Here is a 20809-nt window from a genome sequence, read left to right as displayed (position 1 = left end):
CAGTTGTAGTAACTGCACCAGTACCTTCTTCGATGACTTCGTCTACAGCTGGTTTAATAACTGTTTCAGACTTTTTCACACGGCCTGTTTCCTTGCCATCTGTTAAAGTGATTGTGTAGACAACTTCCTTTTCACCATTGACACCTTGAACTTTTGTGTTTCTTGTGCCTTTTGGTAGAGCTGGATTTTTAACTGTTGAAGATCCATAAAGGATTGGTTCTTTGACTGTAACATCCTGAGTAGTGATCTCTGGTTGAGGTTTTGGTGATTCACCATTTAGAAGGGCTTGAGCTTTTGCTTTTAAAGCTTGGTAACGAGCTTCGTACTTGGCAAAGCCTTTCTTTCCTTCTTCACTCTTGATCGCATTAACTGCAGTAGTATGGTACCCTTCTGCATCTTCCAAAGCATACTGCAAACTTTCCTTAGTATCTGAATCATCTGGATTGAATTCATTGATTGCTTTTTCAAATTCATCCATTTGATTTTTAAAGTTCGCTGCTGCTTGAGCTTCTGCTGCATCTGGAATTTCCTCATCTTCACCAGGCTGTTCCTCTGCATAGACAGTAGGGACATGTGTCAGCTCAGGATATTTATAAACGGCTACTGCTCCCAAAGCATTAACAGCTAGCACTGAGATTCCTAACTTAATTAACTTTTTTCTATCCATAATGATTTTCCTTTAATCTTTTTCCTAATAATACGATAGTAACCAGAAGAGCATAGCTCTCCTGGACTATCTTACATTAATGCTTTGGTTTTCTTCTCAAAAGAAGTCCCATCAGCACAAGGATCATTCCGATAATCACCTCATTTACCATAGTAGCAGAAGTACCTGTTTTTGGCAAGATATTCTTAGGTTTTTCTGGCTCTGGTGTTGGTGCCGGTGGCAAGTCCCCCTTAGGCGCTGGTGGCGTATCAGGTGTAGTTGGTGGCGGCGTATTCGGTGTTGTCGGTGGTGTATGTGGTGGTGTTTGCGGCGGTGTATTTGGCTCTGGCGGATAAACGTTTACTGTATTCGTTACTTTCGGTTTATCGTTGAAGGTTACAGTAGCCTTATTCGGAATCTTCGTCTCATTATTCTCTTTGTTCAGGTAGCTAGACAAGTCTGCTCCGTCTTTAATAGATGAATAGATGATGACGCGGAAGGTGCTACCCTTCAAGGCTTCCAAAACAGCCTTATCAGTAACTTCAACGGTAACTTTCTGACCTTCTACAGTTACTTTGGCGATTTTCGCAAGAGCTTCATCCGTGATCTCACCCTTGTCATTCACTGTTGTGAATGCTTCGAGAGCTTTTTCGAGTTTCTCTTTGCTCTCTTTCAGTTGTTCAAGGTTCTTATTCAGCTTATCTTGTTCAACTTTTTGTTCTTCAGGTGTTGCGAGGTTACCAGCTTTCGCACCATCTGCTTTCAGTTGTTCCAATTCAGCTTGTGCTGCTTTGAGGCTTTCTTCAAGGGCTGCGACTTCAGCGTTGTTGTCTGCTGGAGCAGGTGTCGCTGTAGCATCGCCTGCATCAGAATCTGAAGCTGGAGCTGGAGTTGCAGGCGCAGCTGCAGCTTTTTCTTTGGCTGCTGCCAATTGAGCTGTTAGCTCTTCTACCTTCTTCTCAGCTTCTGCCAGTTTCTTAGCAAAAGTACCATTTGTCTCTTTGCCTTCGAGCTCTTTCAGGTCGCTTTCTGCTTTTTCAATCTTAGCAGTAATCTTCGCAATGGCTTCTGCGACTTTATTTTCCTCAACCTTAACAGCTACACGGTCCACTTTCAGAACTTTTTCAAGTTCATCTGTTACCGTAAAGCTATTCAATTCTGTCTTCACATCACGGCCTTGAGCATCTTTGATAGGGTTGCCTGATTCATCAAGTGGATCAGTTGGCACCTTCGCTGTCACATCAAAGCGGAAGCCTTCCTTGAGTTCTTTCAGACGGTAAGCAGTTGATGGGTTAGATCCATCAGCCGGACCTACTGTCTTAGCTGGTTCGTTTGGTTTTGGTTCCTCAGGTTTTTCTGGGTCCCGTGGACGAACGGTTACTGGGTTAGATTCTTTTGTGCCGTTCTTACCATTGCTATCCTTGAAGGCAATTGTTGCCTTGTTTGGAACAGTTTGGTTTTCGTAAGCTGATAAGTCACTATCTGCTTTCAGCTTAGCTGGAATGTAAAGTTGGATTTCTTTATAGCCACTGATACGAGCGAAGTCTTTCACTGTTACAGTAACTGTATTGCCTTCCACTTTTGTTTCCACAGCGTCTGTTGCATAACCATCCACGTAAGCTACAGGAGTTCCTGTAATTTCAAGAACTGGTTCCAAAGTATCCGTAACGGTGAACTCTTTGTAGAGGCGGATATCTTTTGGAATTTGTGTGTTGACATTGTACATGTATGGAACATCACGGTCAACATCTAAGTGATCCAATGTACGGTTAATCTTCTTCGTAACCTCTGGTCCAGGTTGTTTTGGAACTTCAACCGTAACTGGCTTAGTTTCTTTCTTGCTTGCTGGATTATTGTTAATCAAGTATGAAGCTGTATTTGGTACAGAGTAGCTATTAGCTGTTTCATATGGAGTTAAGTCTGCGTCCGCTTTAATCTTCGCTTTGAAGGTTACTTGGACTTTCTTACCACCATTTGCTTTCACAGTCTCTTCTGGGAAGGTTACTTCCAGAGTTTGACCGTTTTTCGCTACAGCTGCGTCTGCTTTCTTACCACCAAGAGTGACTTGGACATCACCGGCAAATTCAAGAACGTCTTTCAATTCATCGGTAACTGTAAAGCCTGTCGCATCTTGAGGCATAGTTGTATGGATGTTGTATGTGAATTCTTCTGTTCGATCTGCAATTGTTTCAGAAGGTTTTGAATTCACATCTTTTTCAATCGGTGGCTGTTCTGGAGATGGAGGAGTGACAGGTACTTCGTTAGAGTCCTTCGTTACAGCTGGTTTGTTAGGGAAGCCAACTGTGTAAGAAGCCTTATTCGGTACTTCTGCCTTGTCTGCTTTCATGTAAGCTGACAAGTTTGCACCCTCTCTGATCTTAGCCTTGAAGTTGAGGACAACTTCTTTACCACCGTTTGCTTTCACTTGGTCTTCTGTCAGGGTCAACTTGATGGTTTGACCGTCTGTTGTAATCTGGTCTGCCTTCAAGTCTTCACCTGCTAGAGTCGCAGATGATTCACCAGCAAACTCAAGAACATCTTCCAGCTTATCGCTGATAGAGAAGGCTGTCGCATCTTGCGGTACAGTTGTTTTCACAGTGTAAGTGAAGACATCGTCACGGTTAGCTAATGTTTCAGCTTCTTTACCGTTTACTTCCTTCTTCAGTTCTGGTTCAGTTGGGGTTGGTGGAATGACTGGAACTGGTTTAGAACTTTGTTCTGTTCCTGGGTCATTGTTAAAGTTGTATTTAGCGGTGTTGTAAATCCGTGTCGTACCATCTTTTTCGATGTAGTCTGACAGGTTCGCTCCCGCTTTGATCTTAGCCTTGAAGCTGACATGAACCGCTTTGCCTCCTAGGGCTTTCGCTTCGTCTTCTGTCAGTTTGACTGTGATCTTCTGACCTTTAATTGTAATGTGGCTGGCATCTAGTGGTTGACCATCTACTGTTGCGCTTGCTTGAGCATTTTCACCTGAGAATTCTAAGACTTTCTCAATCGTATCGTAAACTGCGAAGCCTGTAACATCAAGCGGCACAGTTGTGTCGATGGTGTAGGTGAATTCTTCATCACGAGCTCCCAAGTTAGCTGATTCAGCCTCATTGACCTTCTTCTCAATCGGTGGATTTTCCGGACTTGGAGGAGTCACTGGGACTTCATTAGAATCCTTAGTTACGCCTGGGTTGTTCGGGAAGTCCACTCGGTAGCTTGCCTTATTCGGAATTCTAGTCTTACCATCTTTAATGTAGCCAGATAGGTTGACACCTTGGCGGATCTTAGCTGTGAAGGTTAGGTTCACATCTTTACCACCATTGTTCTTGACTTGTTCTTCGGTTAGGTTCACAGTAATGGTTTGACCATTAATTGAGATACGATCGGCATCAAGAGCTTGGCCATTTAGGCTAGCAGTCGCACGACCTGTTCCATCCGCAAATTCAAGAACGTCTTTCAGCTCATCATTGATAGAGAAGGCTGTTGCATCAAACGGTACTTTCGTATTGATGTGGTAAGTGAACTCATCGTTACGGTTGGCCAGTGTTTCCTCTTCCTTACCATTGACATCCTTCTTAATTTCAGGTTCTTCTGGAGTTGGAGGCGTTACTGGTACTCTGTTTGAATCCTTATGGATTTCTGGACGATTTGGGAAGCCTGCTGTGTAAGAAGCTGTATTCGGGATGCTAGTCTTACCTTTTTCAATGTAGGCAGACAAGTTTGCACCTTCACGAATCTTAGCCTTGAAGGTCAAGGTTACTTCCTTACCACCATTTGCTTTCACTTCGTCTTCTGTCAGAGCCATAGAGATTGTTTGGTCTGCAACATTGATACGGTTAGCATCAATTTCTTGGCCATCGAGAGTCGCTGTTGCTTGACCTTTCTCACCTGAGAATTCTAACACTGGTACAAGAGTATCTGATACTGAGAAGGCTGTCGCATCTTGTGGTACAGAAGTTGTTACTTTATAAGTAAACTCTTCATAACGTTCTTTCAGCGTTGCTTCTGGCTGACCATTCACTTCTTTCTTAATACCAGGTTCTTCTGGGCTTGGTGGAATCACTGGAACTGGTTCTGTGCTCTTTTCTGTCTTCGGATCATCGTTAATGATGTATTTAGCAATGTTAGGGATCCGAGTTACGCCGTCTGCTTCAATGTAGCCTGCCAGGCTGACATTCTTACGAATTTTAGCCTTGAAGCTTACATGAACAGCTTTATTGCCGTATTTCTTCACTTGATCCTTCGTCAGAGTCACTGTCAGAACTTGTTTATCTACAGTGATTTGTGAATCTTCGATCACATCTTTGTCACCATCTACTGTGACTTCTGCTTTGCCTTTCTTACCTGAGAATTCAAGAACGTCTTTCAATTCGTCGGTAATCTTGAAGCCAGTCGCATCGACAGGTACTTTCGTATCGATGGTGTAAGTGAACTCTTCGTCACGGCTGTCCAGAGTTGCGGATGGCTTGTTATTAACCTTCTTCTCAACTGGTGGATTTTCTGGTGATGGAGGAGTCACTGGAACGATGTTTGAATCTTTCTCAACTTTTGGACGGTGTGGGAAGTTAGCCACATAAGACGCTTTGTTAGGTACACGCGTTACACCGTCTGCTTCGATGTAATCTGCTAGGTTTGCACCTTCACGAATCTTAGCTTTAAAGTTGAGGACAACTTCTTTACCACCGTTTGCTTTCACTTGAGCTTCAGTCAATTCAGCACTGATGGTTTGGTCTTTCAGCTTGATTTGTTTTGCATCCAGCTTTTCACCATTGAGTGTGAGAGATGCTTCTGCATCTTCGCCAGCAAATTCAAGTACTGGAACTAAACTATCGCTGATAGAGAAGGCTGTCGCATCTTGCGGCACAGTTGTTTTCACAGTGTAAGTGAAGACATCGTCACGGTTAGCTAATGTTTCAGCTTCTTTACCGTTTACTTCCTTCTTCAGTTCTGGTTCAGTTGGGGTTGGTGGAATGACTGGAACTGGTTTAGAACTTTGTTCTGTTCCTGGGTCATTGTTAAAGTTGTATTTAGCGGTGTTGTAAATCCGTGTCGTACCATCTTTTTCGATGTAGTCTGACAGGTTCGCTCCCGCTTTGATCTTAGCCTTGAAGCTGACATGAACTGCTTTGCCTCCTAGGGCTTTCGCTTCGTCTTCTGTCAGTTTGACTGTGATCTTCTGACCTTTAAATGTGATATGGCTGGCATCTAGCGGTTGACCATCTACCGTTGCGCTTGCTTGAGCATTTTCACCTGAGAATTCTAAGACTTTCTCAATCGTATCGTAAACTGCGAAGCCTGTAACATCAAGCGGTACAGTAGTGTCGATTGTGTAGGTGAATTCTTCATCACGAGCTCCTAAGTTCGCTGACTCAGCCTCATTGACCTTCTTCTCAATCGGTGGATTTTCCGGATTTGGAGGAGTCACTGGGACGATGTTTGAATCTTTATGGAAGTTAGGATCGTTAGGGAAGGCAGCGTTATAAGACGCTTGGTTATTGATGACTGTCTTACCTTTTTCAATGTAGCCAGACAGGTTGGCACCTTGGCGAATCTTAGCCTTGAAGGTCAGAACAACTTCTTTACCGCCATTGTTCTTGACTTGGTCTTCTGTCAGAGTCAAGGTGATCTTTTGATCAGCGATAGAGATACGGTCTGCTTCTAAAGCTTCTCCATTAAGAGTAGCACTTCCAGCATCCGCAAACTCTAGAACATCCTTAATAGTGTCATCAATAGAGAAGGCTGTTGCATCAAACGGAACATTTGTCTTCACTTTATAAGTAAAGATTTCGTCACGGTTAGCAAGAGTCGCTTCTTTTGCATCATTAACAGTCTTTTCAATCTCTGGTTTTTCAGGACTTGGTGGAGTCACTGGTACGATATTTGAATCTTTATGAACTCCAGGATTGTCTGGTAAATCTACATTATAAGAAGCTTGGTTATTGATAACAACTTTATCGCCAACGACGTAGGCAGCCAAGTTGGCATTTGGACGAATCTTAGCCTTGAAGGTTAACTTGATTTCCTTATCTGCATTGGCTTTCAGTTCTTCTTGGTTCAGTGTAACTGTGATTGTTTGGCCATTGATCGCGATATGATCATCTGACAATTTCTTACCATCTACAGTCGCTTCTGCCTGACCTTTCTCACCTGAGAAGTCCAAAACATCTTTCAGAGTATCAGTGATGTTGAAGGCTGTTGCTTCATAAGGAATCTTGGTTTTCACATGATAAGTGAATTCTTCATCACGTGCTTCCAAGGTTGCTTCTGCCTTATCATTGACATCTTTTTCAATTGGTGGTTGTTCTGGAGATGGAGGAGTTACTGGTACTTCATTGGAATCCTTATGGAACTTAGGATTATGATCGATGTCATAAGAAGCCTTGTTCGGGATCCGGATGCCTTGACCAGGAACTAGGTAATCCAGAAGGTTTGCTCCTTCACGGATTTTAGCCTTGAAGGTTACTTCGATAGACTTACCAGCATTAGCTTTCACTGCTTTTTCTGCAAAGGCCACTGTCAAGGTATTCTTATCTGTAGAAATAGTAGCTTGATCATTGGCAGCCTTGCCGTCAATCTTCACTTGGACATCGCCCTTGTTGCCAGCGAATTCAAGAACGGACTTCAGTTCATCTGTTACGGTGAATTCAGTCGCATTTGTTGGCATCGCTGTATTCAGACTATAAGTGAATTCTTCAAGACGGGTTTGCAGATTGTAACTGTCAGCACCGTTAACCTTCTTCTCAATTTCTGGAGTATTTGGTGGTGGCGGTGTAACAGTAACTGGGTTAGAGAATTTCTCTGTTTCTGGATTGTCATTGACCACAAAGCTAGCTTTGTTTGGAATCGCTGCTTTATCTCCATTTGGATACTTAGCAACTAATTGGTCAACTGTGTAGCCAGATTTAATCTTAGCATCGAAGGCTACTTGAACAGCCTTGCCTGCATATTTCTTGACTTGATCCTTATCGAAGGTAACTGTCAGTTTTTGGCCTTTCTTCGCAACCGTCACATCTGTCACAGCTTGACCATCAATCGTTACAGTCGCATCTCCATCAAATGTCAAGACTTCTTCCAAGGTATCAGAAAGTACAAACTTATCTGCTACAGTTGGAACTTTTGAATCCACTGTATATTTGAAGGTGCTTGTTAAGCTTGCCAAGTCTTCTTGATCCTTACCATTTACTTTCTTCGTAATTGGTGGAGGAGTCACTTTAACTGGCTCTGTTTCTTTTTCCTTAGACTCGTTATTCTTATTAGTATAAGTAATCTTAGCCGTGTTTGGAATTTCTGGAAGAACAGATTCTTTCTTCACTTTAGCGTGGATGACCAACTCGATTTCTTTATTTGCAAGAGCACTTGCTTTGGCAAAGTCCTTCATCGTTGCTGTAACAGTATTTCCTGAAACAGTAATATCGAAGAATTTCTTGGCTTCTTCAGAAATGCTTGGTTCTGGGTTCACCACTCCAAGATTTTCATCTAGAGTATCGGTGATGACAAATGATTTGTATGTATCAATATCATTTGGCAAAGTAGTCTTAATATTGTAGGTGAAATCTGTTTCAGCAGCAATCGTTGCATTATCTTGATCACCGTTAATCTTCTTAGAAACATTTGGTTCTGTTGGTGGAGTCACCGTTACAGGAATTGTTTCTTTTTCACCTTTATGGTCGTTTTTATCCTTAAAGCTAAATGTCGCTTTGTTTGGAATGTTAGAACGAGTGACACCGTCATTAATTTTCGCTGGAATAACCAGTTCAATTTCTTGACCAGCTAGGGCACTTGCTCCGGCAAAGTTTTTCATTGTTGCCGTTACTTTTTGGCCACTGACAGTCACGTCAAAGAAGTCTGCAGCAGGACCGCTGATAACTGGTTTGTCTGCACCTTCATTAATAACGCTTAACTCATCTTCCAAAGTATCGGTAATCACAAATTCTTTGTAGGATGTGATATCACTTGGAAGTGTAGTCTTAACATTGTACTTGTATGGCTGACCAGTTGCAATATCCAAGTGATCCAAGTTTTCATTGATCTTCTTAGTTACTGGTGGAGGAGTCACCGTTACTGGATTTGACTCAACTTCCTTAGCCACATTGTTTTCATTAGTAAATGAAATCTTAGCCTTGTTTTCAATAGTCTTACCTGTCACACCAGCTTTAACTTTTGCTGGAATAGTCAGTTCGACGAATGAATATTTAGCGAGTTCTGCGAACTTACCTTCTTTAACTGTTGCAGTAACAGTTTGGCCATTTGTTTGGATTTCAAAGACGTCTGCCAATGGACCGCTGATGCTTGCTTGTCCATCAAATTCGAGATCGGCATCCAGCTTATCACTAATGACAAATTTCTTGTAGCCTGCTACATCACTTGGCACAGCTGTTGTGATGTTGTAAGTGTATGGTTGACCATCGAAGGTTACCAGACTATCCAAGGTGTTGTTAATCTTCTTAGAAACAGTTGGTTCTTTTGGTTTCGGTGGAGTAACCGTTACTTCTTTCGAAGTTTTCTTCTTATCATTTAGAATAACATCAGCTGTATTCGGAATGTTTACCGCACCATTCTTCTTGTATTTAGAAAGGTCAGCGCCCGGACGAATCTTAGCCTTGAAGATCAGTTCGATTTCCTGTACTTCGCTTCCACCACGACGAGAGATCAAACGGTTCAACGAAGTTAATTGAGTCTTATCTAGTGTAATCTCTATTGTTTGACCATTGATTGAAATCGCTTTGGTCAAAGCATTGTAAGACTTGCCTGCTACTGTTACTTTAGCTGAATTTGGTACAATTTCAAGTTCATCTACAACCGTATCTGTCAGGGTGAACTTATCAGCAATACCTGGCCATGGAGCAGTTACCTTATATTCAAACTCTTCGCCATCTGCTTGTAGACCTTCGTGTTCTTTTTCGTTAACCTTCTTGTCTACTTCTGTATCAAGTGGTGGTTTGACATAAATTGGGTTTGAACGACGAATCGTACTTGCCTTATCTTTTGTCTTGGCATGGGCATCTTGGTTTGGCGAATCATCTTCGCCATTCCACATTATGTTACCTTGGTTAACTAAACCGTAACCATTGTTGTTTTGTAAGATTGCCAAGTAAGCCTTGCTAGCTTGGTTCTTACGGTACTCTTCTTTCAGGCGGACTGTCATTTTCAGTTTCGCCTTCTTCATGATCAAGTAATTATAATCCTTACCTTGCGGTGGAACGTCTGCTACAACGACGCTTTGTGAGTTTCCTCCAGCATCTTGTTGTGTTACCACACGAGTCGGCCAGCTTTGTCCATCTGGACCTTGAGCATAATGACTCACCACTTCCAAGCGGTAGTCAATTGGGTCAGTCAACATAACGTTCTTTTCAAATTCGTAAGGAACGTTATTGAAGTTGTAGTCAACTGTGTAAGTGAACTCTTCGTCCTTCTTGCTTAGTTGAGCAGAATAAGATGGTTTCTTAGTCAACTCTAACGGATCCGGAATGACACCAATATCGTTGCTAGCATCCGCATCTTTCACTGTCTTCGTTGCACTTGGATAACAGTATTCCAGTTTTTGAACTTCTACCGTTTGGTTCCGACCACCGATTTGACGTGTTTCGAAGTCACCTGCTTTAAATTTACCAGTCAATTCTGGAACTGTGATTTCTTCCTTCTCTGGAACATAATTCTCAGGAGGATCTACTTCACTATCTTCATCTGTCTCAGGTGCGCGAGCTTCCTTACTCAAGTCGTAGTCAAAGCTGTTTTTACCTGGGTTGAAGACACTATCTGGAACAGAGATTTTAACCTTGTTGCCAGTCTGTGTGATTGTACCACGAATTTCCTTGTTAGGATCTGTTACTTTCGGAACAATCTTCTTACCATTGATTCGGATAGCATCTACTTTGTAGCCTTCGGTTATATCAAACTCACCAGTGATATCATCTTTAACTAGAGCAGCCGCTACTGATTCCAAAATCTTTTGCGAGAATACATCAATGTTATTTTGCTCATTAACATAGAAGGAAACATTCTTGCCGTTTACAACCTTGTCTGGTGAAGCCATAGATTGGAGTGCGTCGTGGAAGATGGCTTGCACTGAACGGTTGTCCCCAATGTTTATTGTATTACCGAAACCATTTAGATAAGCTGGACCATATTGATAGTATTTCTCAGTGAAGTTATCAACACGTTCCCAGAAACCTACAACCACAGAACCTTCTGAACCAACCGCCGCTTTCAGCTGATTGCCAGCCGCTTTCAATTCATTGGCTCGACCAGTAATATCTTGAGCTGCTTCTGGATAGCTATCCACTCTCCAAGCTTTTTGAATAGCATCTGTTCTTGTCCAGCTCTTATCCATAACGACTGTGTTAGTCCCTGGCAGACGGTAACCATTGGCTACCCCATCCGTTACCAGGAGGAAGACCGTCTTCCGACCGTTTTCCATATTGCCTTTGACACGGTTGTACTGAGCGATTGTATCATCAATCGCAGGAACAGTTGGGGTACCGCCATCGACAGCGATATTATCAATAAAGTTATGAACTTTATTTTGATCGCTTGTTAAGCCACTATTTCCATAGGTATAGTTTTTACCAGTTGAATTCGCATCAGTATATACATTCGCAGGGTTACCACTAAAATCATTGTTTTCAAAGTAACGCACCTGATCCAAACCTTGGTAAGAAGCTACGAAAACACGGTCAGTTGTCCGAGGGTCGTCAGTCTTAACTAGATGAGGATCGTTCTCATCGTATTGATCTGGACTAACATATGTTGTCAAACGTTTAAGAGCACGTTTTACACTTGGAATAGTTGTTCGGAATGATCCACTGGCATCCTGCAGGATAACCAAGTCAATTGGTTTCCGCGGAACTGTCCAGTCTGTTGCGTCCGTTTTTTCAATCTTACGATAACACCCATTTTGTGTGATCGTTGTATGCTCATCAATCCGTCTCGTCTCAATATTCAGAGGATCATCAGCTCGAACAACTGAAGTCCCTAGATTCAAGACGCTGGATGGCATTGACATCAACAGGACGGTAAATAGTATTAAAACCTTTTTCAAAAAATCTTTCATGCTATTTTAAAGCCTATATAATAGTAGAAACTTTTATACAAGCTCTCCCTTCTCTTTCTTTTATTTAAATCTCTTCTAGCTGTTTTTCAAGCGCTGCTTCATCGTGAAAGTCTGTCATTACTTTCTTTACCTTTTGATTCTTATCGACTAGATAAATCGTGGGGATTGATTGAACATAGAGGATATCCGCCGCTCGCTCATCTGTGTCATAATAATATGGGAAAGTATAATTTTTTTCACTGATATACTGATCCGCTCTTTCTTTCGTTTCTCTTTTGGAATCAAGCATATCCAACATAACAAAATGAATTTTATCTCTATACTTTTCATATACTTTTTGAATCTCTGGTAACTGTTTTTGACAATCTGGACACCAGCTAGCCCACTCTACTACCAGCATGGGTTTATTATAAAACTCTGTACTCTTCTTTTGATACCCTGCTTGGTCTACCATTTCAAACTCTGGCAACTGTTGTCCTGTCAGCTCATGTTCTACAGCTGAACTACCATCCTTCTGTGTCGATCCTTTGTTATGCCTGTTAGGACCAGCAATGTAAAACAAAGCAAAGACCGCTACCAGAATGACTCCAACAGTCAAAAAGGGTAGCCACCACTTTTCCTTCAACATATTCCCTCCTAGTTAGATTCCGTCTCTATCAAATTTTGACATAAGAGTACACACTGTACAAATATCCTTTTTTTTACTCAAAAAAACCATGAAAAAAGCCGTCATATACAATGCGCCAATTATATGGTTATTATACCAGTTTTTTTTAGCATATCAACCATTTGATCTGAAATTTATGCAAAATACTTTGAAAGATGACACTATTTATTAAAAGGAAAACGATTGCCCAAAAACTTAAAATTATCAGAATTTTTAAGCCGATTTTCTTTGCATTTTTGGAACCTATATTCAAGCCAGTCGAAGGCTATTTTTTAGCCTTTATCACAAAAAAACACTTGAATACAAAAATAAAAAAAGCAGATAGTGATCTGCTTTTGGTTTCTCTTATAATTCTGCGATTTGATTCAGGTTTACTTCTGCAATGGTGTCATTTCCAAACATAGAAATAACCATCTTAACTTTATTATTGTCAATCTCAGTAATTTTTCCTGTATAATCTGTAAAGGCTCCGTCAATAATCCGAACGGTATCACCAACCTTGACATGAATGTCAAATTCTTGCACAGTTTGTCCCATAGAGATCAAAATGTTGCGGATTTCTTCTTCCAAGAGTGGAGTCGGTTTAGAGCGGTTTCCGTGAGATCCGACAAAACCTGTTACATTAGGAGTGTTCCGAACAACAAACCAAGCCTCATCGGTCATGACCATTTCTACCAAAACATAACCTGGGAAGCGATTCTCTTCGATTTCCTTGGTCTTGCCATTTTTCTCTACTTGCACAGTCTGAGTAGGGATTTCCACGCGCAAGATGTTTTCTAACATATTATATGTCTGAGCGCGTTGCAAGAGATTTTCTTTTACCTTGTTTTCATATCCAGAGTAGGTCTGCAGTACAAACCAGCCTTTATCAAAACTATCCATTTTATTTCCTTTCTTTTTTAGCAATTCTTAGTTTACAAAATCATAAACTAAAACACTATAAAAAAGCCTAATGGCTTTTTCCGTTTTCTCTAGCTTTATTATATCATAAAAATAGGGAATGCCAAGAAGTTTACTGATAATTTTATCAAAAAAGACTGGGAAATTTCCCAGTCTCTAATCGACTTAAAAGAGATTCAACAAACGAAGCAGTCCGTGAGATACCAATAAGTCAAATAAATAGATAACCACAACAAAGAAGGCTGTATATTCCATAATAGAAATAAAATCAATCCAGCTTTGCTTCCCTGTTGGCCATGTTGTATCTTTTAAAACTGTAAAAGTGTCCTTAAGAAATTTCACAACTCTCTCCTATCTTGTTTCTTTATGAATAGTGTATTTATTACAATGTTTACAAAACTTGTTTACTTCTAGACGTTTTGGTTTTGGCGTACTACTCAGTTTTATTGAGTAATTTCTCGATCCACAAACCGTACACGCCAGACTTGCTTTTTTTAATGCCATAACGCCTCCATCTTTCCAATTATAGCAGGATTTTTTCCTTTTGACAAGGTCTGGACGTCAATCCTTTGAAGCTTTTTTCATTCATCTAACGAACAACTATTATTTTCGCTGGTGATTTGGTAAAATAGATGTCATAAAGGAGAAGAAAACGTGAAAACTGATCATTTAAAAGAAAGTAATAACATTGAAGACCGTCGCAACGAAGGGGGATCGGCTAGCTACGGGTCAGGCAATGCTCGACTGGGAAACGGAATATTGCGAATCCTGTTAGCACCTGGCAGTTTTAAAAGCAAGCTTGTCCTAATACTACTCCTACTTTTCTTAGGGGGTGGCGCTGGTTTGTCTGGCATTTTTGACACAGGGACTTCCCACCACTATGAGTCCACCCAAGTTTCTCAGCAAAGCCATACTCAGGTCAATGACAAAGACGCCCAATTTGTCAGCAAGGTCTTAGGGACTACAGAAGTTTTTTGGACTCAAACCTTTGAAAAAGAAGGGAGAACCTATTATAAGCCTAAACTGGTCTTCTATACCGGTCAAACTAGAACGGGTTGTGGGGTCGGCCAGGCCTCTGCTGGACCTTTTTACTGTCCTAACGACCAAAAAATTTACCTGGATATTCGATTTTACCAAGAGCTGACTACTAAGTATCGGGCAAGTGGTGACTTTGCCATGGCTTACGTTATCGCGCACGAAGTCGGACACCATATCCAAAACCAACTGGGGACTCTTCAATCCTACCAGCAAATGGTGAGAGGAAAATCAGAAAAGGAAAAGAATGCCCTAAATGTTCGTTTGGAACTTCAGGCGGACTACTACGCTGGGGTCTGGGCTCGGTATATTGAACAAGAAAACTTACTAGATGTTGGCGATATTGAGGAAGCACTTAATGCAGCCCATGCAGTCGGAGACGACACCTTGCAAGAGCAGGCCTACGGCTATTCTGTGCCTGATAGCTTTACACACGGAAGTGCGGAGCAACGTATGCGTTGGTTCAAACGTGGTTACCAATACGGCGATTTTGAACACGGTGACACCTTCAGTGTACCTGAAAAAGACCTTTAGGATTTCCTAAAGGTCTTTTTATCTGATTGATTTACTGTGACATACACTTCTTGATTGATGAGCGCAAGCTAGAGTCTCAAGACATACACTTCTATAAATAATACATCTATTGAGATAAGAAACTTACCAACCAAACCAGCTCTTGACTGTATCCCAAGCATTCTTAGCTTTACCTGGAATATCTGCCTCTTCGATAGCATTTTTAGCCTGATCGACAATCTCTTTTGCCTTGTCCTGTACATCCTGTAAGAAATCATTGCCGCCTTGATTCTCGGTATTTCCAGTGCCATAGGTGTCTACCGGAGCAATACCATTTTGAGCATAGGTATTCTTTTCAGAGAATTTGGTTCCTTCCGTGTATGGCAGGACGCTATTGGCTACATTTCGGAAAATCACAGAAGCCTCGTTAGCACTGGTTCCTGTCAGGTAGTGATTTTCATCTGTCTTTGGAAATCCTAGCCACTGACTGATAACAACGTCTGGTGTGTAGCCGATGACCCACTGGTCTCCAGATAAGTCAGGGTTGAAGTCTGTCTCAGTCGTCCCTGTCTTACCTGCCATCGTATAATTATATGGCGCTGCGTAGATTCCTGTTCCGTTTGAGAAGGTCCCTAACATCATACTGGTCATCTTTTTCGCAGTTGACTGATTGAGCACTCGAGTGGAGCTAGACTTGTGGGTCTTAACGATTTGACCACTAGCGTTTTCAATCTTAGTGATCAAGTGAGCATCATGCATGACACCATCATTCGCAAAAGCGGAGTAGGCCTGAGCCATTTGGAGAGGATTGGTATTCACACCTGCTCCCAACGCCACACTGAGATTTTGCTCAACCTTTTTCATATTCAGACCAAACTTTTGACCGTATTCAAAGGCTTTCTCTAGACCCAACTCTTTAACTATTGCAACTGCTGGGATATTCAAAGAATCCGCCAAGGCTTGATACATAGGAACTGTCGGGCTACTTTGAATGCCACCATAGTTATTGACAGTATAAGATCCATAGGTCGTTGTAGTATTGTCTAACTCTTTATCAGTTGACCAACCAGCTGCGATTGCTGGGCTATATACAACCAGTGGTTTAATGGTCGAACCTGGACTACGAGCTGACTGGGTTGCATAGTTAAAGGAACGGAAACCGGCCGCCTGGCTGTTGACTCGACCGACCAGGGCTCTCACCCCTCCAGTCTTGGGATCCAAGGCCACACTTCCCGATTCTGCTCGTGTTCCATCTACTTCTGAAACAGGGAAGAGACTCTCGTTACTGTAAATAACCTGCATACTGGCCTGGTAATTTTGATCCAACTCAGTGTAGATGCGATAGCCATTTTTGATGATATCTTCTTCTTTTAGACCATAGTCATGAATGGCTTCGTTAATGACAGCATCAAAATAGGATGGATAGCGATAATCTTCGGATTTGCCAGCATAGGCATCTACCAACTGACTACCAAGACCATTCGCTGCTGCTTGATCAGCTGTTGCTTTGTCAATATAGCCGGCTGCAACCATATTATTCAGAACTGTATCCCGGCGATTGGTCGCATTTTCAACTGAGTACAAGGGATTGTAAATCTCAGGTCCCTTGAGCATACCGGCTAGCGTGGCTGCTTGATCGAGAGACAGTTGGCTCGCTGAAACTCCAAAGTATTTCTTGCTGGCATCCTCTACTCCCCAGACACCATTACCAAAGTAGGAATTGTTCAGATACATGGTTAGAATCTGATCTTTACTGTACTTTTTGGTTAATTCCAGAGCTAGGAAAAACTCCTTGGCCTTCCGCTCGATGGTCTGATCCTGAGAAAGATAAGCATTTTTGGCCAACTGCTGAGTGATGGTCGAGCCACCGCCCGATCGGCCCGCTGTCAAAATTGCTAAGAAGAAACGGCCATAATTGATTCCGCTATTTTTGTAGAAGGAGCGGTCTTCGGTCGCAATGACAGCGTTCTGCAAGTCCTTACTGATCTGATCCAATTCGACATAGGTCCCTTTTTGACCTGTCAAACTACCCGCTTCTTGACCATCTTTATCATAGATCATCGTAGTCGCCTTCAAGGCATTTTGCAAGTCGTTGACATTGGTGGTCTTGGCAACATAAAAGAGATAACCCCCCGTCACCAGCCCAAAGCCCAGACCTAAAATCAAGATAATCTTGGTCAAATGGTATCTACGCCAAAAACGTCGGAAGGGACCTTGCCCTTTTGAAGATGTTCGCTTAGCTGAGCGACCTGATCGAGACAGACGTGGTTCAGCACTTGTATCTGTCTCCTCAGCAGACTCAGCCGGTGAATCTTCTTTCTTAAAATGTTGAATTAAGGTTTCAAAAATATCATTTAGCTTTTTCATAACCCTTATTTTATCACCTTCCCAGAGAGTATACAAGAAAGTGCTGTTCCATAGGGCCTTCCTTTTAGAATTTTTTAAGAAATAGCAGAGCTTCTACCCTTTTTTTGATGCTAGCTTTCAAAGTTCTGCTCTTTTTGTTAAAATAAAGGCATGCAATTTAACTTTCGAATCCCTGAAAAAATGCCCACTATGAGCATAAAAGAACTACTGGAAGACTATTTCCTCATTCCCAGAAAAATCCGCCATTTCCTTCGCACAAAAAAGCATGTCTTGGTCAATGATCAAACTATCAATTGGCAAAGCAAGATTCAGGCAGGCGATCTCTTGTCGCTGACCTTTGACGAAGAAGATTACCCAGCAAAAGCCATCCTTATGGGGCAACCAGAACTTGTCCAGGAACTCTACCAAGACCAGCATCTCATCATCGTCAACAAACCAGAGGGTATGAAAACTCACGCCAATGAGCCCACCGAACTAGCTCTGCTCAATCATGTATCTGCCTATGTTGGAGAGACCTGCTATGTGGTTCACAGACTTGACAAGGAGACCAGTGGCGCTGTTCTCTTTGCCAAAAACCCCTTTGTCTTGCCTATACTCAACCGCCTGCTGGAAAACAAGGATATCCAGCGAGAATACTGGGCTTTAGTAGATGGTAAATTTATCGAAAAAAGCAGAATATATAAGGACAAAATCGGTCGTGACCGCCATGATCGAAGAAAACGGCTGGTTGACAACAAACATGGCCAATACGCCGAAACACACGTGACTCGGCTAAAAAGCTTTGGTCAAAAAACTCTTATCAAATGCCAACTCAAAACTGGTCGTACCCATCAGATCCGTGTCCACCTATCCCACCACGGCTTTCCCTTGGTCGGTGATCCTCTATATCATCCGCAGCCCCAAGGTCGCCTCATGCTTCACGCCCACCGACTGAGCTTTGTCCATCCCTTTACTTTAGAAAAAATCAGCCTTGAAGCTCCATCTAAAAGCTTTGAAGAAGGGCTAGAAAAGCTGAAAGCATAAGAAGATACTACTAGTGAACTCAAATCTAATCAGACTAAACCTCTAATAAGCATAACTAAATACGCAGAGACTACCGCTTCTTTCACCTTAGTAGATGCAAGAAAAAAAGCAACAGAAAAATCTGTTGCTTTTTCTTTGGTGTCAGAAATCGATTCTATCTCCTATCTTGCTTTACTAAGCTGGAAGCAGGCTGATAATTCTGGGTCTGATGACTTTCTGAAAGGCCATGCTCAGTAGATATGACAGCAAGAGAATGATAAAGAAGCCAAAACTGTATATGTCATTCCGAGGCATTAATTGCCTAAAAATAAAGATGATAAACGGATGAATAATATAAATCATAGTGGCATATCGCTTGGCGATATTGTTCAAAATCGGAACATCAATATTGGTCCCGTTTCTGATCGCATAGAGGAAAATCACACTAGATGATAAAAGAGTGCTGGGGTAAAGGTCGTGCTCTGTCCCCATAAAACAGTATTCAAGCAGAATCAAACCTGCTATACCCAAGCTAATAGCCCATTTCCTGACAGACGATAAGTCGTAGGCTAAAATCCGTTCCCGATGCTTGGCAAACTGCATCCCCATAATAAAAAAGGGGAGGCCCATAAACAGGAAATTTCGATAGTATAGGGTACTGTTGGTATTGAACTCGATACAAAAAGCCAGAGCTAGCAGAATCAGAGACACGCCAAAGGTGGTCAGGCGGTGGAAATACTTATAAAAAAGGAGATAAAGCCCGTAAATATAGGAAATAGCCAACAAATACCAGGTCGGGGTAGCAGCAGGACCAATCAAATCCCTAGGACTGTTAAAAAAGAAGAAATTGGCAAAATCAGACAGGTCTATAGTTGCCATCTTTTCCGCCAGCTCTCCCGACAGTACTAAGTCAATAAAATGCACAATCGAGTAAAATATCAGACTAGCGATTGTCAAAAGAAGCATTTGCTTGAGGCGATACTTTACCTTTTCTCTAGAAATGTTAAAGGAAAAATAACCCGACAGCATCATGAAAAAGGGCACTGCAAAACGGGCCACAATCTGATAAAAAACACCAAATTCCCCTGGTAACAAAAAGTGCAAAGAAACGATACTAAAACAGGCTAGAGCCTTAACAGCATGTAAAGTTGTATTTTCTGTCTTCATGCAGACATTATAGCATGTTCATTGTTACAATCTGTCAAGGCCAGATGACACAAGCATTAAGAATCGTATCATTTGATGACAACCACTTTTCTTATTATCCTATAAACTATCATTTTCTATAGCCATTACACACAAACCTACAAGTAATGAAATCAAGTAAAAATCTGTCCTATCAAGCCCCAAAATAGCGCTTCTAGAGATTTTCAGACCTATAAAAAGGCCGAGGAAAGTATGCCCTAGCGCAACTTTCTTCAACCTTTTGTTTATTGATAATGTGGTCTTGCAAATCCTCGAATATTACCATGTCCAACTCGATAGGTATTTCTTCTTACAACTCCGTTGCTTGAATTTCCTTCGATTGTATGAATCCATCCATTCTCTACTCTCTCAACAATACCTATATGATCCGCCCAGCCATCATTTTGCTGGGTATCTTTATCCCAGTTGAAAGTAATAATATCACCTGATTGAGGAGTCGTAGTTCCATCTTCATTCCAAATTCCTAATTTTTTGAAAATCTGAATATGACGTTCTACTCCACATTCTCGGCCAACTAAATGACTAAGACCTTCTCGTTGGAAAACTACTGTAACAAATATATCACACCAATCATCTGTATTCTTTACAGCGTAGCCGACTGGTAGAGGTTTCACACTGTTATAGTCCTCAACCATGCGCTGATGAGCTGCACTACCCGTTGACGTACCTACCAGATTTGAAGCTGCACGAATAACTCTATTTTTTTGATCTGTCACTTGTTGTGGAATCAATCTGGTTTGCCCTAGGTTAAATCCTTCCACACTGCCATCCGTATAATCAACATAAACGTGAGTGGTGTAATCACCTTGTTTATTGCCGTGGTTTACAGCCGCAATCCCAATCTCGGTATGACCACCAGCAGGGGTCTGTGTATACCAAGATAAATTTTCTTGGTGCGCTTGAGACCACACGGCTGCGCGAATATTTTTAATTCGTTTCCCTTGGGCAGATTGATCAACCGCAACGGTAAATGTGCCCGTCTGAGAATTTACGTCTTTAATGTAAGCTTTCGTCTTATGTGTTAGATTGTGGTACTCTACCTGCGTTGTAGTCGAATGAACTCCTATACGGCTGCCATCACTCTGGATGTAGTATAGATGAACATGATAAGTACTAGTAGAATTCTTGTGATTTTCTGCCTTGATGCTAGCCTTATAGCTACCATCTGATTGACGAGTCGCATTGTACCAGATCAAGTCATCTTGTCCGCCTTGGTCAGACCAAACAGGAACTTGAACCGATTGAACTCCTTTAGGGCTGAAGACATCTGATATGACGACATCAAAGCTCCCTGCCTCTGGGTTCTTATTGGTAATGGTTAAGATGCCAGTCACCTTGCTTTGATGAACGGTAGTAGCCGTACCCGTTACAAATTCTTTTGTTCCTGTCGCTGTGACATAATAGACGTGAGACAGGTACTTCCCTTGGGAATTTT

General features: G+C 41.8%; 11 protein-coding genes. 2 read left to right on the top strand and 9 right to left on the bottom strand.

From position 1 onward, the window contains the following. The 6 genes from AWH02_RS03055 to rpmG form a co-directional block, all read right to left on the bottom strand. Positions 1-667, bottom strand: a 667-nt coding sequence (locus tag AWH02_RS03055; protein ID WP_201785212.1) for a G5 domain-containing protein, incomplete at its 3' end; no start/stop codon positions are given. A gap of 76 nt (positions 668-743) precedes the next feature. Next, the gene (padA, locus tag AWH02_RS03050) at positions 744-11684 is read right to left on the bottom strand and encodes an LPXTG-anchored isopeptide-forming adhesin PadA (protein ID WP_060954901.1); all 10941 of its coding nucleotides are present in this window, start codon (positions 11682-11684) and stop codon (positions 744-746) included. A 64-nt stretch (positions 11685-11748) separates the two neighbouring features. Continuing rightward, complete coding sequence (locus AWH02_RS03045) at positions 11749-12312, bottom strand: TlpA family protein disulfide reductase (protein WP_060554217.1); 564 nt, start codon at positions 12310-12312, stop codon at positions 11749-11751. Positions 12313-12696: 384 nt separating this feature from the next. After that, positions 12697-13233 carry a transcription termination/antitermination protein NusG gene (gene nusG, locus AWH02_RS03040; RefSeq protein WP_008809929.1) on the bottom strand — a complete coding sequence of 179 codons (537 nt, stop codon included), beginning with the start codon at positions 13231-13233 and terminating at the stop codon, positions 12697-12699. 183 nt (positions 13234-13416) lie between these two features. Further along, positions 13417-13593, bottom strand: coding sequence for a preprotein translocase subunit SecE (gene secE / locus AWH02_RS03035; protein WP_008809930.1), 177 nt, complete (start codon positions 13591-13593; stop codon positions 13417-13419). A 9-nt stretch (positions 13594-13602) separates the two neighbouring features. After that, positions 13603-13755 carry a 50S ribosomal protein L33 gene (rpmG, locus tag AWH02_RS10625; RefSeq protein ID WP_008809931.1) on the bottom strand — a complete coding sequence of 51 codons (153 nt, stop codon included), beginning with the start codon at positions 13753-13755 and terminating at the stop codon, positions 13603-13605. A gap of 150 nt (positions 13756-13905) precedes the next feature. On the opposite strand from rpmG, the gene ypfJ reads away from it, so the two are divergent. Further along, on the top strand, positions 13906-14820 hold the full coding sequence (ypfJ, locus tag AWH02_RS03030) for a KPN_02809 family neutral zinc metallopeptidase (RefSeq protein WP_045634790.1): 915 nt from the start codon (positions 13906-13908) through the stop codon (positions 14818-14820). A 123-nt stretch (positions 14821-14943) separates the two neighbouring features. Here the strand turns inward: ypfJ and pbp2a are convergent, their stop codons facing one another. Further along, positions 14944-17166, bottom strand: a complete 2223-nt coding sequence (pbp2a, locus tag AWH02_RS03025; protein WP_060554218.1) for a penicillin-binding protein PBP2A — start codon at positions 17164-17166, stop codon at positions 14944-14946. Between the two features lie 150 nt (positions 17167-17316). On the opposite strand from pbp2a, the gene AWH02_RS03020 reads away from it, so the two are divergent. Continuing rightward, positions 17317-18189, top strand: a complete 873-nt coding sequence (locus AWH02_RS03020; protein WP_060554219.1) for an RluA family pseudouridine synthase — start codon at positions 17317-17319, stop codon at positions 18187-18189. 174 nt (positions 18190-18363) lie between these two features. Here AWH02_RS03020 and AWH02_RS03015 read toward each other — a convergent pair whose 3' ends face one another. Both AWH02_RS03015 and AWH02_RS03010 read right to left on the bottom strand, forming a co-directional pair. Further along, the gene (locus tag AWH02_RS03015) at positions 18364-19335 is read right to left on the bottom strand and encodes an acyltransferase family protein (protein ID WP_060554220.1); all 972 of its coding nucleotides are present in this window, start codon (positions 19333-19335) and stop codon (positions 18364-18366) included. 263 nt (positions 19336-19598) lie between these two features. After that, positions 19599-20809, bottom strand: a 1211-nt coding sequence (locus tag AWH02_RS03010) for a GBS Bsp-like repeat-containing protein (RefSeq protein WP_145762179.1), incomplete at its 5' end; no start/stop codon positions are given.

Origin of the sequence: Streptococcus gordonii, from assembly GCF_001553855.1 — a bacterium.
GTDB lineage: Bacteria > Bacillota > Bacilli > Lactobacillales > Streptococcaceae > Streptococcus > Streptococcus gordonii.
The sequence above is the reverse complement of the archived record's forward strand: the minus strand, read 5'-3'. Positions and strand labels throughout refer to the sequence as shown.

Bases quoted from the DNA above. Each gene is read 5' to 3' on its own strand.
- AWH02_RS03020 (WP_060554219.1), top strand. From the start codon at position 17,317: ATGCAATTTAACTTTCGAATCCCTGAAAAAATGCCCACTATGAGCATA.
- padA (WP_060954901.1), bottom strand. From the start codon at position 11,684: ATGAAAGATTTTTTGAAAAAGGTTTTAATACTATTTACCGTCCTGTTG.
- nusG (WP_008809929.1), bottom strand. From the start codon at position 13,233: ATGGATAGTTTTGATAAAGGCTGGTTTGTACTGCAGACCTACTCTGGA.
- AWH02_RS03045 (WP_060554217.1), bottom strand. From the start codon at position 12,312: ATGTTGAAGGAAAAGTGGTGGCTACCCTTTTTGACTGTTGGAGTCATT.
- AWH02_RS03015 (WP_060554220.1), bottom strand. From the start codon at position 19,335: ATGAAGACAGAAAATACAACTTTACATGCTGTTAAGGCTCTAGCCTGT.
- pbp2a (WP_060554218.1), bottom strand. From the start codon at position 17,166: ATGAAAAAGCTAAATGATATTTTTGAAACCTTAATTCAACATTTTAAG.
- rpmG (WP_008809931.1), bottom strand. From the start codon at position 13,755: ATGGCATTAAAAAAAGCAAGTCTGGCGTGTACGGTTTGTGGATCGAGA.